The organism is Thauera aromatica K172 (assembly GCF_003030465.1).
GTDB classification, from domain to species: domain Bacteria; phylum Pseudomonadota; class Gammaproteobacteria; order Burkholderiales; family Rhodocyclaceae; genus Thauera; species Thauera aromatica.
Genome location: NZ_CP028339.1, coordinates 858077 through 871784, shown reverse-complemented (window position 1 = coordinate 871784; position 13708 = coordinate 858077). Strand labels below are relative to the sequence as shown.

The window sequence follows — 13708 nt, the reverse complement described above, 5'->3', positions numbered from 1 at the left end:
GGACCTCTTGCCGTACTCATTCCACCGTAACACTCTTCGCCAGATTGCGCGGCTTGTCCACATCCGTCCCCTTCACCAGCGCGGCGTGGTAGGACAGCAGCTGCAGCGGGATCACGTGCAGCACCGGCGACAGCATGCCGTAGTGCTCGGGCATGTGCAGGATGTGCACTCCTTCGGACTCGGGGATCTCGCTGCCGGCGTCGGCGAAGACGTAGAGCTCGCCGCCGCGGGCGCGCACTTCCTGCAGGTTGGACTTGAGCTTTTCCAGCAGCTCGTCGTGCGGCGACACAGCGATCACCGGCATGTCCTTGTCCACCAGCGCCAGCGGACCGTGCTTGAGTTCGCCGGCGGCGTAGGCTTCGGCGTGGATGTAGGAAATTTCCTTGAGCTTGAGCGCGCCTTCCATGGCGATCGGCCAGTGGCTGCCGCGGCCGAGGAAGAGCGCGTGCTCCTTGCTGGCGAAGCGCTGCGCCCACTTCTCGATCTCGGGCTCGAGCTCCAGCACCTTCTGCACCGCGACCGGGAGGTGGCGCAGCGCGCCGAGGTGGCGCTCCTCGTCGGCGGCGGACAGGCGGCCGTTGAGCTTGGCGAGCGCCAGCGTGAGCAGCGCGAAAGCGGCGAGCTGGGTGGTGAACGCCTTGGTGGAGGCGACGCCGATCTCGGGGCCGGCGCGGGTGATGAAGCGCAGCGCGGTCTCGCGCACGATGGCCGACTCGGGCACGTTGCAGATCGCCAGCGTGCGTTCCATGCCGAGCGCCTTGGCGTGCTTGAGCGCGGCCAGGGTGTCGGCGGTCTCGCCCGACTGCGAGATCACCACGACCAGGGTGTCGGGATCAGGCACCGATTCGCGGTAGCGGTATTCGCTGGCGATCTCGACCGTGACCGGCAGTTTGGCGATCGATTCGATCCAGTAGCGCGCCACCAGGCCGGCGTGGTAGCTGGTGCCGCAGGCCAGCACCAGCACCCGGCGCACGCCGTCGAACACCTCCGCGGCGCGCGCGCCGAAGTGCTGCGCGCTGATGCCGCCGCCGCCGGCGATCAGCTCCAGGGTGTTGGCAAGCGCCTGGGGCTGCTCGAAGATTTCCTTCTGCATGTAGTGGCGGTACTTGCCCAGTTCGACGGCATCGGCCGACAGGCTCGACAGGTGCTCGGCGCGTTCGACCGGTGTGCCGTCGGCGCGCACGACACGGTAAGCGTCGCGGCGCAGCTCGGCGAGGTCGCCGTCTTCCAGATAGACGATGCGGCGCGTGACCTGCAGCAGCGCGGCAGTGTCGGAGGCGGCGTACATGCCGTCCACGGCGCCATCGCCACCGATGCCGAGAAGCAGCGGCGAGCCGCGGCGGGCGACGATGGCGCGCTCCGGCTCGGCCTCGGCGATCACGCCGATGGCGTAGGCGCCGACGAGTTCGGCGGTGGCCAGGCGCACCGCTTCGAACAGATCGGTGCCGCCTTGCAGCTTGCGGTGGATGAGGTGGGCGATGGCCTCGGTGTCGGTCTCGGACTCGAACACGTAGCCTTCGCCCTGCAGGCGGGTCTTGATCGCCTCGAAGTTCTCGATGATGCCGTTGTGCACCACCGCGAGGCCGCCCGAGAGGTGCGGGTGGGCGTTACGCTCGGAGGGCACGCCGTGGGTCGCCCAGCGCGTGTGGGCGATGCCGACGTGGGCGGAAAGCCGGTGCGCATCGGCGAGCGCGGCGAGTTCGGCGACGCGCCCGGCCGAGCGCAGGCGGGTGAGCGTGCCGGCGAGCACGGCGAGGCCAGCCGAGTCGTAGCCGCGGTATTCGAGCTTGCGCAGGCCCTCGAGCAGCACGGGGACGACGTTGTCGGGAGCGATGGCGGTGACGATGCCACACATGGCGGAGCTTCCTTGTTCGGTTGTCGGATCGTGCCGGCCGGTGCGCCGCGGGCGGTGATCATCGCCCGTCACTGCGCCCTGCCGCCACACCCGCGGGGTTCAGCGCGGCTGCTTGAGCGGTTTCTTCCAGTTCGCGATCGACATCTGCTTCGCCCGCGACACGGTGAGCTGATCGGGCGGCGCGTCCTTGGTCAGCGTGGTGCCGGCGCCCAGGGTGGCGCCGCGGCCGACGCGCACCGGGGCGACGAGCTGGGAGTCGGAGCCGATGAAGACCTCGTCCTCGATCACGGTGCGGTGCTTGTTGGCACCGTCGTAGTTGCAGGTGATAGTGCCGGCGCCGATGTTGACCCGGCGGCCGACGTCGGCGTCGCCGATATAGGCGAGGTGGTTGGCCTTCGAGTGGTCGGCGATCGCGCTGTTCTTGACCTCGACGAAGTTGCCCAGGTGGACGTCGTCGCCCAGCGTGGTGCCGGGGCGGGTGCGGGCGTAGGGGCCGATGACGCAGTCGCGGCCCATCGCGGTGCCGTCGAGGTGGCTGAACGGCGCAACGCGGGTGCCGGCGCCGAGACGGGCGTTGCGGATCACGCAATGGGCGCCGATGTGCACGCCGTCGCCGAGTTCGACCTCGCCTTCGAACACGCAATTGACGTCGATCTCGACGTCGCGCCCGCAGCGGAGCGCGCCGCGCACGTCGAGGCGCGCGGGGTCGATCAGGGTGACGCCCTCGTCAAGCAGACGGCGGGCGATGCCGGCCTGGTAGAGGCGCTCGAGCTCGGCGAGCTGGGCCTTGCTGTTGACGCCGAGGGTCTCGGCGACGGTATCCGGCTGCACGCTGGCGACCTCGACGCCGTCGGCGACCGCCAGCCCGATGATGTCGGTCAGGTAGTACTCGCCCTGGGCGTTGTCGTTGCCGATGCGCCCGAGCCAGTCGCGCAGGCGGACGACCGGGGCGACGAGGATGCCGGTATTCACTTCCTTCACCGTGCGCTCCTCGTCACGGGCGTCCTTGTCCTCGACGATGCGGGCGACGCGGCCGGTGGCGTCGCGCAGGATGCGGCCGTAGCCGGTGGGGTCGTCCATCGTCACGGTCAGCAGCGCGAGGCGCCCGTCGCCGGACGCGGCCACCAGCCGGTGCAGCGTGGGCACGCCGATCAGCGGCACGTCGCCGTACAGCACCAGCGCCAGCTCGCCGTCGGTGAGGTGCGCCAGCGCCTGCTGCACCGCGTGGCCGGTGCCCAGCTGCGGTTCCTGCCGCGCCCAGGCGAGGTCGGGCGCATCCAGGCGCGTGCGCACCGCTTCGCCGCCATGGCCATGCACCACACAGATGCGCCGCGCCTCGAGCGCGCGCGCGGCCGCCAGCACATGGGCCAGCAGCGGCTGGCCGGCGAGCGGCTGGAGGACCTTGGGCAGGACCGAGCGCATGCGCTTGCCCTGACCGGCGGCGAGAACGACGACTTCCATGAGGTTTCCAGCGGGGTTGCGGGGAGTGGCGCGGAGTTTAGCACGCACGCCCCCAGGCGCCCCGCACGCGGACACGCTTGCCCCTCCCGGATCTCCCGCGCTGGCGAGTGTGCCGACGCCATCCCCGGACCATTCGGCCGAACCTGCAACGGCGCCCCAGGCTGGCCGGAAGACCACAGATGGCATATCCTCGTATTCGTCATGAATGCGAGCGACGGCACTGCCTGCGTTCCTGGCTTGCTAAATCACCGTGCAGACAGGCACTCTCCGCACATCCACTCCATGCAAATGCGATGGACCCGGCCGCAGCACGCAAGGGCAACCCGCTGCGGCCACCACGATCAGCTTTCCGGACGCGAGGTGGACCACATGACTGATGTGAGCAGGAATTTCCACGAATTCTACGGTTACCGCTTCGAGGATCTCGAAGTGGGGATGACGGCAGCGCTGGCGCGCACCATCACCGACGCCGACATCCTGATGTTCGCCGGCGTGTCCGGCGATACCAATCCGATGCACCTCAACCAGGACCTGGCCGCGGCCTCGATCTTCGAAGGGCGCATCGCCCACGGCATGCTGTCGGCAAGCTACCTGTCCACCGTGTTCGGCACCCGCCTGCCCGGCCCCGGCAGCATCTATCTGTCGCAGTCCCTGCGCTTCAAGGCGCCGGTGCGCCCCGGCGACACCGTGATCGCACGCGTCACCCTCACCGCGCTGAATCCGCAACGTCGGCGCGCGAGTTTCGACACCGTATGCACAGTCGACGAGAGGGTGGTGCTCGAAGGCGAGGCCGAGCTGATGGTTCCGGCCCACGACTGACCCCCCGCCCGCCGCCCTGCTTGCGGGGTGACGGGCGGGTCAGGCGATGAACACCGGATCGGAAAACACCAGCGTGCCGTCCTTGCGCATCATCAGGTTGTCCGCATGCAACAGGTCGGGCAGCACCTGATAGCCCTCGACGAACTCGTCCAGCGCACGCAAGGCCTCGTGCATCGACCCCTGGAACTCGGTCGGCCCGGTGGCGATCTGGTGCAGGGCAATGCGGCCCATGTCCGCCCCCAGCCGGCTCCATTGCCGGCAGGCTTCCCAGTAAAGCGCCGCCAGGCGCAAGGCCAGTGCCGCGGAGGAGGACTGCGGGGCCAGCGGATACAGCTTTTCCATCTCGAGCAGGTGGAACAGGTAGCCCGACTGCGCCCGCCCGATGACCCCATGATCGACATGAACGATCGGGAAATGCCGTCCCTGCGGACGGTCGTCGGCGGTCAGCAGGAAATAATCGGCCGGCGAACTCACCACCTTGTAGACCCGTTCGCCATCTCCCTTGTCGAAGACGATGCTGTATTCGCCCCGCCCGATCTCGGCCTTGCCCTCGAGCAGCGGGTGGGAGGGAACCGGATCGGGCAGCACGATGCCCCGTACCAGGGCCCCGGGGCCGGCTTCTTCGAAAGCGTCCATGACCGTGCTCAAGCCATGATGTTGTAGCCGGCATCGAGGAAGTGCACGCCCCCCGTCACCAGCCGCCCTGCATCAGAGACGAGGAAGGCGGTCAGCGCACCGATGTCTTCCGGCGTGACCAGCCTGTGCATGGGCGCACGGTCCACCGCCGCCGCCATGAGGCCGTCGAAACCGGCGATGCCCGAGGCGGCGCGCGTCATCAGCGGCCCCGGCGACACCGCGTTGACGCGGATGTTGCGCGGACCGAGCTCTGCCGCCAGGTAGCGCGTCGCGGCTTCCAGCGCGGCCTTGCACAGCCCCATCATGCCGTAGTTCGGAATGACCTTTTCACTGCCCAGATAGGTCATCGTCACCAGCGATCCGCCACCGGCCAGTTCCATCAGCGGCTCGCACATGCGCGCCAGGCGGATGAAGGAATGGGTGGACACATCCATGGCCAGTGCAAAACCGTCGGCCGAGGTATCGACGACCCGGCCGTGCAGGTCGTCGCGCTTGGCAAAGGCCATGCTGTGCACGGCGAAATCGAGCTTGCCGAAGCGCGCACGGATGCGCTCGAACACCTCCTGCTGGGTATCCGGCCGGGTCGCATCGAGCAGGTAGACATCCTCAACCCCCAGGCGATGGACCACCGGCTCGATGAAGGCGCGGGTGCGCTCGTTCTGGTAGGTGATCACCAGTCGCGCCCCGGCTTGGGCACAGGCTTCCGCCACCCCCGTGGAGATGGATTTCTCGTTTGCGATACCGGTGATCAGGCCGACCTTGCCCTGAAGATCAACAATGGGTTGCACGGATTACTCTCCTGCGGAATCAAGCGCTGAAAATGCGGCATGCCCGGACACAAGCCCGCCGGGCCCCCTCCGCCGCATATGAAGTGAATACCGAAATCCACAATGCAGTATGATTCAAGTATATTGCGCACTGCAACATCCAGATTTCCCCGGCCCACCGCCCGCCTCTTGAACCCCGACCATGACGGCACAGAAAACCTACATTTTCATGGACTTCGACGGCGTCACGCATCCCCTGGGCGGAGTCGAGGATTTTCGCAGCCTGCCGCTCATCGAAGGCATCCTGCGCGACTATGACGAAGCGCATATCGTGATCTCTTCGGATTGGCGCATGCTGTATTCGCTCCCCCGCCTGAGCGGCCGCTTTTCACCCGACATCCGCCCGCGCGTGCTCGACACCACGCCACAGCTGTTCGCCCACCAGGAGGCGGAGCTGTACGGATTGCGCGAGCGCGAAGCGATGCTCTGGCTTTCCCACCGTCAGCTCGATGCCGCGACGACGGCCTGGTGCGCGATCGACGATGCCCCCGGCAACTGGCCGACGCGTTCCCGGCTGGTGCTGACCGATTTCAAGCGCGGCTTCGGCGAGGAAGACGCAACGGCGCTGCGCCACATGCTCGAAGCGCTCCGCCAGGGGATCCGTCCCCGGGCCCGGCCGCAGCAGGAAGGTTTCATCCGCTGCGCCTGAAGGGTGGATACGCCCTCCCCGGCAACGTCTAGAATCGCATGCTGCAACCGCACATCACGAAGAGACCCGCAATGGAACATGCCGCTCCGCCGCTCATCCAGAACCGCACTTTCGACGAGATCCAGGTCGGCGACTTCGCCCAGCTCGTGCGCACCCTGCGCCCCGAAGACATCCACCTGTTCGCGGCGATGTCGGGCGACGTCAACCCCACCCACGTCGATCTCGAATACGCCCGCTCCGGCCAGTTCCGCGAAGTGGTCGGCCACAGCATGTGGGGCAGCACGCTGATCTCCACCATCCTCGGCACCGAATTCCCCGGCCCCGGCACGGTGTATGTGTCGCAGGGGCTGCACTTCTGGCGCCCGATCACGATCGGCGACACGCTCACGATCACCGTCACCTGCCGCGAAAAGTTCGAGCACGACCACCACATCCGCTTCGACTGCCTGGCGCTGAACCAGGACGGGCTGAAAGTCATCGACGGTGTCGCCGAAGTGCTGGCGCCGACCGAGAAGGTCAGCCGCCCCCGCGTCGTGCTCCCCGAGGTCACGATCTCCGACCGCGAGCTGCGCTACCGCCACCTGCTGTCGATCTCGTCCGGGCTGACGCCGATCCCGATCGCGGTCGCCCACCCCTGCGACCGCGAGTCCCTGCTCGGCCCGGTGCAGGCCGCCCGCGCCGGGCTGGTCGAGCCGATCCTGGTCGGCCCCGAAGCGCGCATCCGCGGTGTCGCCGAAGAGCATGGCATCGACCTTGCCGGACTGCGCATCGTCGACACCGAACACAGCCACGCCTCGGCCGAAGCCGCGGTGGCGCTGTGCCGCGACGGCGGCGCCGAAGCGCTGATGAAAGGCTCGCTGCACACCGACGAGATGATGAGCGAGGTCATCCGCCACCTGCGCACCGGGCGTCGCATCAGCCACGTCTTTCTCGCCGACGTGCCGAGCTACCCCCATCCGCTGATGATCACCGACGCCGCGATCATCATCGAGCCGACCCTGATGGACAAGGTCGACATCATCCAGAATGCGATCGACCTCGCCCACGTCCTCGGCCTGCCCGACCCCAAGGTCGCGATCCTGTCGGCAGTCGAGACCGTCACCCCCAAGATCCGCTCCACCATCGACGCCGCCGCGCTGTGCAAGATGGCCGACCGCGGCCAGATCCGGGGCGGGCTGCTCGACGGCCCGCTCGCCTTCGACAACGCCGTCTCGCTCGTCGCGGCCAAGACCAAGGGCATCCGCTCGGCGGTCGCCGGCCAGGCCGACATCCTGGTGGTGCCCGATCTCGAATCCGGCAACATGGTCGCCAAGCAGCTCGAATACCTCGCCAACGCGCTGATGGCCGGGGTGGTGCTGGGCGCGCGCGTGCCGATCGTGCTCACCAGCCGCGCCGACACCGCGGAGACGCGCACCGCCTCCTGCGCCGTGGTGCAGCTGATGGCGCACAGGAAGCGCGAGGCGCTCAAGGCATGAAGGCCGTCCTCGTCCTCAACGCCGGCTCCTCGAGCCTGAAGTTCGCGCTGTACGCGCTCGATCGCACGCTGGCGCCCGCCCCGGCCGTCTGCGGCCAGGTCGACGGCATCGGCGCCAGCCCGGAAGTCACGCTCGACACCGCGGCCGGCGAGCGCATCCGCGAAGCGGTCGCCACCGCCGGCGGCCAGGGCGAACAACACCGCGCCGCGCTCGAACACGTCTTCGGCCTGCTCGTCCGCCACAACCCGGCGCTCGACATCGCCGCCGCCGGCCACCGCATCGTGCACGGCGGCGACCACTTCAGCGCGCCCACCCGGCTCGACGAAGCGGTGCTGCGCACGCTCGACACCTTCGTCCCGCTCGCTCCCCTGCACCAGCCACACAACCTGCGCGCGGTGCGTGCGGTGGCGGCGCTGATGCCGGACGTGCCCCAGGTCGGCTGTTTCGACACCGCCTTCCACCGCACCCAGCCCGCGCTCGCGCAGGCTTTCGCGCTACCGCGCCGACTGTCGGCCGAAGGCATCAAGCGTTACGGTTTTCACGGCCTGTCCTACGACTACGTCGCGCGCCAGTTGCCGGAGGTGATCGGCGAGCGCGCCAAGGGCGCGGTGGTGATCGCCCACCTCGGCAACGGCGCCTCGATGTGCGCGCTGCGCGATGGCAAAAGCGTCGCCTCGACGATGGGCTTCACCGCGCTCGAAGGCCTGATGATGGGCACCCGCAGCGGCAGCCTCGACCCCGGCGTGATGCTCTACCTGATGGAACAGAAGGGAATGGACACGAAGGCCCTGACCAGGCTGCTCTACAAGGAGTCGGGCCTCCTCGGCGTCTCCGGCATCAGCCAGGACATGCGCACCCTGCTCGCCTCGGCCGCCCCCGAGGCGGAGGAAGCGGTGGCCCTGTTCTGCTACCGCATCGCGCGCGAACTCGGCTCGCTCGCCGCCGCCGCCGGCGGGCTGGACGCGCTGGTGTTCACCGGCGGCATCGGCGAGCACGCCGCCCCGGTGCGCGAGAAAGTCGCCGCGTGGTCGGCCTGGCTCGGCATCGCGATCGACCCCGCCGCCAACACCACCCCCGCCGGCCACGCCCGCCGCCTCGACACTGCAGGCAGCCGCGTCGCGGTGGCCGTGGTGCCGACCGACGAGGAGCGCATGATCGCGCGGTATACCGCCGAAACCCTCGGGCTGTAACGCACTGCCGCGACGCTCCTGCGCCAAACAGGCCGGGTATTCCCGCCTTGGGCGCGGCCTCTGCCCGGTGCTACCGTCATCCTCCCCGGGACGACGGAGTGCACCGTGAAAAGACAGATTCTCCTCGCCGCTGCGGTCATGATGGCCGCCTTCGGCGCCCTGGCGAAGCAGCCGCTCGCCACCGGCCGCGGCGGCGCCGTCGCCACCGTTTCCGACGAAGCCAGCCGGGCTGCGATCGAGATCCTCGACGCCGGCGGCAATGCGGTCGATGCCGCAGTCGCCGCGGCGGCCACGCTTGGCGTCACCGATCCCTTCAGCTGCGGCATCGGCGGCGGCGGCTTCATGCTGATTTATGCCGCTAGCAGGGTGTTGATTTAATGCACTTTCCAGCATCTGCGCGGGCTCTACGGCTGATATAATTACGTCTGCATTTCTACAGCAATTATTCCCATGCGCGGCATCGACCACAAACAGAACGCCCTGTTCAGCTACGTCAATATCGAAGATCGAATTGCCCCCGATCATCCGTTGCGCCGGATCAAGACGCTGGCCGATATGGTTTTGCGCACGATGTCGCCGCATTTCGATGCGCTCTATGCCGAGGGCGGGCGCCCCTCGATTGCGCCGGAACGCTTGCTGCGCGCGTCGTTGTTGCAATGCCTGTTTTCGATTCGCTCGGAGCGCGCACTGGTCGAGCATATCGACTTCAACATGATGTTCCGTTGGTTCGTCGGCCTGACGCTGGACGAGGCGGTATGGGATCACTCGACGTTCAGCGCCAATCGCGAACGGCTGCTCAAAGAGAGCGTGATGCGCGAATTCTTCGGCGGCGTGGTGGCGATTGCCGAGTGGGCAGATCTGGTCTCGGACGAGCATTTCAGTGTCGACGGTTCGCTGCTGCGGGCGTGGGCCTCGCACAAGAGCCTGATGGCGCGCGACGGCTCGGACGAACCACCGGGGCCGGACCAGGGGCGCAACCCCGAGGTGGACTTCCGAGGGCAGAAACGCTCGAACAAGACGCACGTCTCGCGCACCGACCCGCAGGCCTTGCTGGCCAGCAAAGGCGGCGCAGGTGCCTACCTGAGCTTCACGACTCATGCGCTGGCGGAGAACCGCAATGGGCTGATCGTCGATGTGCATACCACGCAGGCCACGGGCACCGCCGAGCGCGAGGCCGCGCTGGTGATGGTCAAGCGCACCGTGAAGCCGGCCGATGCGACGCGCGAACCGACGCTGGCCGCCGACCGGGGGTACGACACCGCCGAGTTCATCGCTGCGCTTGAGCCGCTGGGCGTGCTGGCGCACGTTGCCGCCAAAACCAAGGGTAGTGCCGTCCCCGTGGCGCTCAAGGCCACGGAGGGCTATGCGGTCAGCCTGCGTCGTCGAAAGATGATCGAAGAGGCGTTCGGCTGGGTGAAGGACATCGGCACGCTGCGCCGTCTGATGGCACGCGGGCTGGAAACGATTCGCGCGCATGCGCTGCTCAATTTTGCCGCCTACAACCTGACGCGGCTGGGTAATTTGCTGGCGCCGTAATCCGATGGCGCAAGCGCGCCATTCGTATTGCGGCATTGGATTGTTGAATACGTTGGCTTTGCAGCGACGGGAGCGCTGCTGAATTGCGGTTGCACAATCGGCGGGAAAAGCGGCTGGAATCGTCATCAGGGCGGCTTGGAACGGATCTTTTCCGCGTCGATTTTTTCCGGGGCGACTGGAAACCGAAGGTGACGGTGAGATTTTCAACACCCTGCTAGGGACAAGCGCGTGATCGCCATCGACCACCGCGAGGCGGCCCCGGCGAGCGTCCATCCGGACATGTTCCTGAACGCCGACGGCAGCGAGATGGGATGGAAGGCCGCCGTAGCCAGCGGCCTCGCGGTCGGCGTGCCCGGCACCGTGCGCGGCTGGCACGAGGCGCTCGCGCGCTACGGCACGATGGGCCTGGACGAGGTGCTGGCGCCGGCCATCCGGGTCGCCGAGGAAGGCTTCACCGTCAGCCCAAATTTCCACCGCATCAACGCCGCCAACGAAGCCAAGTTCGCACGTTTTTCCACCGCATCCGCGCTCTACCTACGGGACGGCAAGGCGCTGCCGCCGGGCACGCATTTCCGCAACCCGGATCTGGCACGAACCTATCGCGACCTCGCGCGCGGCGGCGTGAAGGCCTTTTACGAGGGCCCGATCGCGGCGAGCATGGTCGCCGCGGTGCAGCATCCGCCGCTCAATCCCGGCGCCAACGTGATTGCCGGCAGCCTCACGATGGCCGACCTCAAGGACTACGAAGCGCGCATCCGCCAGCCGATCCGCTCGACCTACCGCGGCTACGAGATCTACGGCATGCCCGCCCCGTCGAGCGGAGGGATCGCGATCGCCCAGGCGCTCAACCTGCTCGAGAGCTTCGAGCTCGCCGGCCGGCCGCGCGCCGAGATCGAGCACCTCTACCTCGAAGCCTCGCGCCTGGCCTTCGCCGACCGCAACGCCTACCTCGCCGACGAGGAATTCGTCGATGTGCCCAAGGACGGTCTGCTGTCCAAGGCCTACGCCCGCCAGCGCGCGCAGCGCATCGGCGCCACCGCCGCGGCGGGCAAGGTCGAGGCGGGCGATCCCTACACCTTCGAGGACGACCGCTCGGTGCCGCTACGCCCGCAACCGAGGCCGCTCACGCAGGAGTCGATGCACACCACCCACCTCGCGGTGTCCGACCGCGAAGGCAACGTCGTCGCCTACACCTTCACCATCGAGGACTGGGGCGGCAGCGGCATCGTCGTGCCGGGGCGCGGCTTCCTGCTCAACAACGAGCTCACCGATTTCGACTTCAAGGGTCCGCACCCCAACCTGCCCGAAGTCTACAAGCGCCCGCGCTCGAGCATGAGCCCGACCATCGTGCTCAAGGACGGTGCGCCCGCATTCACGATCGGCTCGCCGGGCGGCGCCACCATCATCACCACCGCGCTGCAGACCGTCGTCAATCACATCGACCTCGGCATGAGCCTGGCGGACGCGCTCGCCGCCCCGCGCATGAGCCAACGCAACAGCGACACCACCCTGGTCGAGACCCTGCTGAACTTCCCCGGCAGCGCACAAGCGAGGGCGCTCGAAGCCAAAGGCCACACGTGGCGCGAAACCGACCAGATCGGTGCCGCCAACGGCATCCGCTTCAACGCCGATGGCACGGTCACCGCGGTCAGCGAACCCCTACGCCACGGCGGCGGCAGCGCGATGGTGCAGCAGCCGCGGCCGGCGGTTACCGCCCCCTGAAAGCGCCCTGCTCAGCCCAGCCTGCCGGCGATGTACTGCAGCGCCAAGCCGTAGCCCGCGGTGCCGAAGCCAGCCATCACGGCCTCGGCCACGTCCGACAGGTAGGAGTGGTGACGGAATGGCTCGCGCTTGTGCACGTTGGAGATGTGCACCTCGACGAAGGGGATCGCCACTCCGGCGAGCGCGTCGCGGATCGCCACGCTGGTGTGGGTGTAGGCGCCCGGGTTGATCAGGATCCAGGCCACATCCTCATCGCGCGCGGCGTGGATGCGGTCGACGATCGCGCCCTCATGGTTGCTCTGGAAGCACAGCACCTCGACGCCGAGCGTCCCGCCCTGCGCGCGCAGGCCGGACTCGACGTCGGCGAGCGTGGTGGCACCGTAGATCCCGGGCTCGCGGCTGCCGAGCAGGTTGAGATTGGGGCCGTTGATGACGAGAACCTTGCTCATGCCGGTCGCTCCTGATCGATGAAGGTGGGAAAGTGCCCGAAAGCGTCCGCCGCCTGCCCCGGCGGCAGGCTCGCACTGTATCAGCTTCGCTTCAGCCGGGAGCGCTCGCGGCCAGCAGCCCGGCCTGGCCGACGGCCCAGATCCACAACGCGACGGTAATGAAGGAAGCCACCGTGGTCGCCACCAGTGCCGCCGAGCACAGGCTCTCGAGGCCGTATTGCTGGCCGAGGATCGGGTAGATGCTCAACATCGGCACACAGGCGATCAGCACCGCTCCCGCCTGGTAGGCGGGATCGACACCGGGGACGAGCCACAGCGCGAGGACGACCGCCGCCGGGTGGAGGACGAGCTTGGCGAAGCTGATCAGGCCGACGTCGCCGAGCAGGCCACCGACCGGGATACGGACCAGGTTGCCACCGACGACGAACAGCGCCACGCCCGCCGAAGTCACCGACAGCAGGTCGATCGCCCTCGCCACCGGCGCCGGGATCGCCAGTTCGAGGAGCGAGGCGGCAAAGCCCGCACTGATCGCAATCACCAGCGGATTTTTCAGCAGCCGCTCGAAGATCCGCCGCAACGCAGGCAACAGGCCCAGGCCCGGCTTGCCCAGACTTTCCGCGGCCGCCAGCAGCAGCGGCAGCATCAGCAGGTTCTCCACCATCACCACCAGGGCGACGATCACCGACGCCACCGGCCCGATCACCTGGAGGGCAATCGGCAGGCCGAGGAAGATGCTGTTCGACATCGAGCTGCCCATGCCGACGAAGACCGCGCTCAGCGGCGCATGCTTTTTCACGTAGCGGGCGAACAGGGCCGCCGCGACACAGGCCAGCAGCGAGCCGAGCAGGTAGGCGAGGATGAAGCGCAGGTTCATGATCTCGCCGAAGCTGCGCTGCGACAGCGTTTTGAACAGCAGCGCCGGCAGCGCGAACTGGATCACGAAACGCCCCAGCGCACGGACGTCGGCGGTGGAGAACAGGCCGGTGCGCACCGCACCGAAGCCGACCGCGATCAGGACGAAGACGGGCGTGGTGATGGCGAGGATGTCCAGCATTCGCAGGCAGGCCTTGTGCTTGAATCAAAAAAGGA

At 68.0% G+C, this 13708-nt stretch carries 12 protein-coding genes and 1 pseudogene; 7 read left to right on the top strand and 6 right to left on the bottom strand.

Translation table 11 applies throughout. The features are described from left to right. Nucleotides 1-16: 16 nt before the first annotated feature. Nucleotides 17-1855: a glutamine--fructose-6-phosphate transaminase (isomerizing) gene (gene glmS, locus Tharo_RS04230; protein ID WP_107220120.1), complete on the bottom strand. Its 1839-nt coding sequence runs from the start codon at nucleotides 1853-1855 to the stop codon at nucleotides 17-19. 99 nt (nucleotides 1856-1954) lie between these two features. Then, nucleotides 1955-3316: a bifunctional UDP-N-acetylglucosamine diphosphorylase/glucosamine-1-phosphate N-acetyltransferase GlmU gene (glmU, locus tag Tharo_RS04225; RefSeq protein ID WP_107220119.1), complete on the bottom strand. Its 1362-nt coding sequence runs from the start codon at nucleotides 3314-3316 to the stop codon at nucleotides 1955-1957. A 369-nt stretch (nucleotides 3317-3685) separates the two neighbouring features. Here glmU and Tharo_RS04220 point away from each other — a divergent pair, with 369 nt between their 5' ends. Further along, on the top strand, nucleotides 3686-4135 hold the full coding sequence (locus Tharo_RS04220; protein WP_107220118.1) for a MaoC family dehydratase: 450 nt from the start codon (nucleotides 3686-3688) through the stop codon (nucleotides 4133-4135). A gap of 39 nt (nucleotides 4136-4174) precedes the next feature. Here the strand turns inward: Tharo_RS04220 and Tharo_RS04215 are convergent, their stop codons facing one another. Continuing rightward, on the bottom strand, nucleotides 4175-4771 hold the full coding sequence (locus Tharo_RS04215) for a hypothetical protein (RefSeq protein WP_107220117.1): 597 nt from the start codon (nucleotides 4769-4771) through the stop codon (nucleotides 4175-4177). Between the two features lie 8 nt (nucleotides 4772-4779). Then, nucleotides 4780-5559 carry an enoyl-ACP reductase FabI gene (fabI, locus tag Tharo_RS04210; protein WP_075147225.1) on the bottom strand — a complete coding sequence of 260 codons (780 nt, stop codon included), beginning with the start codon at nucleotides 5557-5559 and terminating at the stop codon, nucleotides 4780-4782. Between the two features lie 181 nt (nucleotides 5560-5740). Between fabI and Tharo_RS04205 the strand changes: the two genes are divergently transcribed. The 6 genes and pseudogenes from Tharo_RS04205 to ggt form a co-directional block, all read left to right on the top strand. Further along, nucleotides 5741-6247 (top strand): HAD domain-containing protein, encoded by a 507-nt coding sequence (locus tag Tharo_RS04205; protein WP_107220116.1) that lies wholly within the window; start codon nucleotides 5741-5743, stop codon nucleotides 6245-6247. Between the two features lie 71 nt (nucleotides 6248-6318). Further along, entirely contained in the window at nucleotides 6319-7722 is a 1404-nt protein-coding gene (locus Tharo_RS04200) for a bifunctional enoyl-CoA hydratase/phosphate acetyltransferase (RefSeq protein WP_107220115.1), read from the top strand. Next, the gene (locus tag Tharo_RS04195) at nucleotides 7719-8912 is read left to right on the top strand and encodes an acetate/propionate family kinase (protein ID WP_107220114.1); all 1194 of its coding nucleotides are present in this window, start codon (nucleotides 7719-7721) and stop codon (nucleotides 8910-8912) included. Before Tharo_RS04200 ends, Tharo_RS04195 begins: the two co-directional genes overlap by 4 nt. 105 nt (nucleotides 8913-9017) lie before the next feature. Then, a complete protein-coding gene (locus Tharo_RS04190; protein WP_245880993.1) occupies nucleotides 9018-9290 on the top strand; it encodes a gamma-glutamyltransferase in 273 nt (90 codons plus the stop codon). A 72-nt stretch (nucleotides 9291-9362) separates the two neighbouring features. Further along, on the top strand, nucleotides 9363-10448 hold the full coding sequence (locus Tharo_RS04185) for an IS5 family transposase (protein WP_107220113.1): 1086 nt from the start codon (nucleotides 9363-9365) through the stop codon (nucleotides 10446-10448). A 225-nt stretch (nucleotides 10449-10673) separates the two neighbouring features. Then, a pseudogene (gene ggt / locus Tharo_RS04180) lies at nucleotides 10674-12170 on the top strand (gamma-glutamyltransferase); the annotation flags it as partial. Nucleotides 12171-12181: 11 nt separating this feature from the next. Here the strand turns inward: ggt and aroQ are convergent. Beyond that, entirely contained in the window at nucleotides 12182-12619 is a 438-nt protein-coding gene (aroQ, locus tag Tharo_RS04175; protein WP_107220112.1) for a type II 3-dehydroquinate dehydratase, read from the bottom strand. Nucleotides 12620-12710: 91 nt separating this feature from the next. Then, complete coding sequence (locus Tharo_RS04170) at nucleotides 12711-13673, bottom strand: AEC family transporter (RefSeq protein ID WP_107220111.1); 963 nt, start codon at nucleotides 13671-13673, stop codon at nucleotides 12711-12713. Nucleotides 13674-13708 lie beyond the last annotated feature (35 nt).

Bases quoted from the DNA above. Each gene is read 5' to 3' on its own strand.
- glmS (WP_107220120.1), bottom strand. From the start codon at position 1,855: ATGTGTGGCATCGTCACCGCCATCGCTCCCGACAACGTCGTCCCCGTG.
- glmU (WP_107220119.1), bottom strand. From the start codon at position 3,316: ATGGAAGTCGTCGTTCTCGCCGCCGGTCAGGGCAAGCGCATGCGCTCG.
- Tharo_RS04220 (WP_107220118.1), top strand. From the start codon at position 3,686: ATGACTGATGTGAGCAGGAATTTCCACGAATTCTACGGTTACCGCTTC.
- Tharo_RS04215 (WP_107220117.1), bottom strand. From the start codon at position 4,771: ATGGACGCTTTCGAAGAAGCCGGCCCCGGGGCCCTGGTACGGGGCATC.
- Tharo_RS04205 (WP_107220116.1), top strand. From the start codon at position 5,741: ATGACGGCACAGAAAACCTACATTTTCATGGACTTCGACGGCGTCACG.
- Tharo_RS04200 (WP_107220115.1), top strand. From the start codon at position 6,319: ATGGAACATGCCGCTCCGCCGCTCATCCAGAACCGCACTTTCGACGAG.
- Tharo_RS04195 (WP_107220114.1), top strand. From the start codon at position 7,719: ATGAAGGCCGTCCTCGTCCTCAACGCCGGCTCCTCGAGCCTGAAGTTC.
- Tharo_RS04185 (WP_107220113.1), top strand. From the start codon at position 9,363: ATGCGCGGCATCGACCACAAACAGAACGCCCTGTTCAGCTACGTCAAT.
- aroQ (WP_107220112.1), bottom strand. From the start codon at position 12,619: ATGAGCAAGGTTCTCGTCATCAACGGCCCCAATCTCAACCTGCTCGGC.
- Tharo_RS04170 (WP_107220111.1), bottom strand. From the start codon at position 13,673: ATGCTGGACATCCTCGCCATCACCACGCCCGTCTTCGTCCTGATCGCG.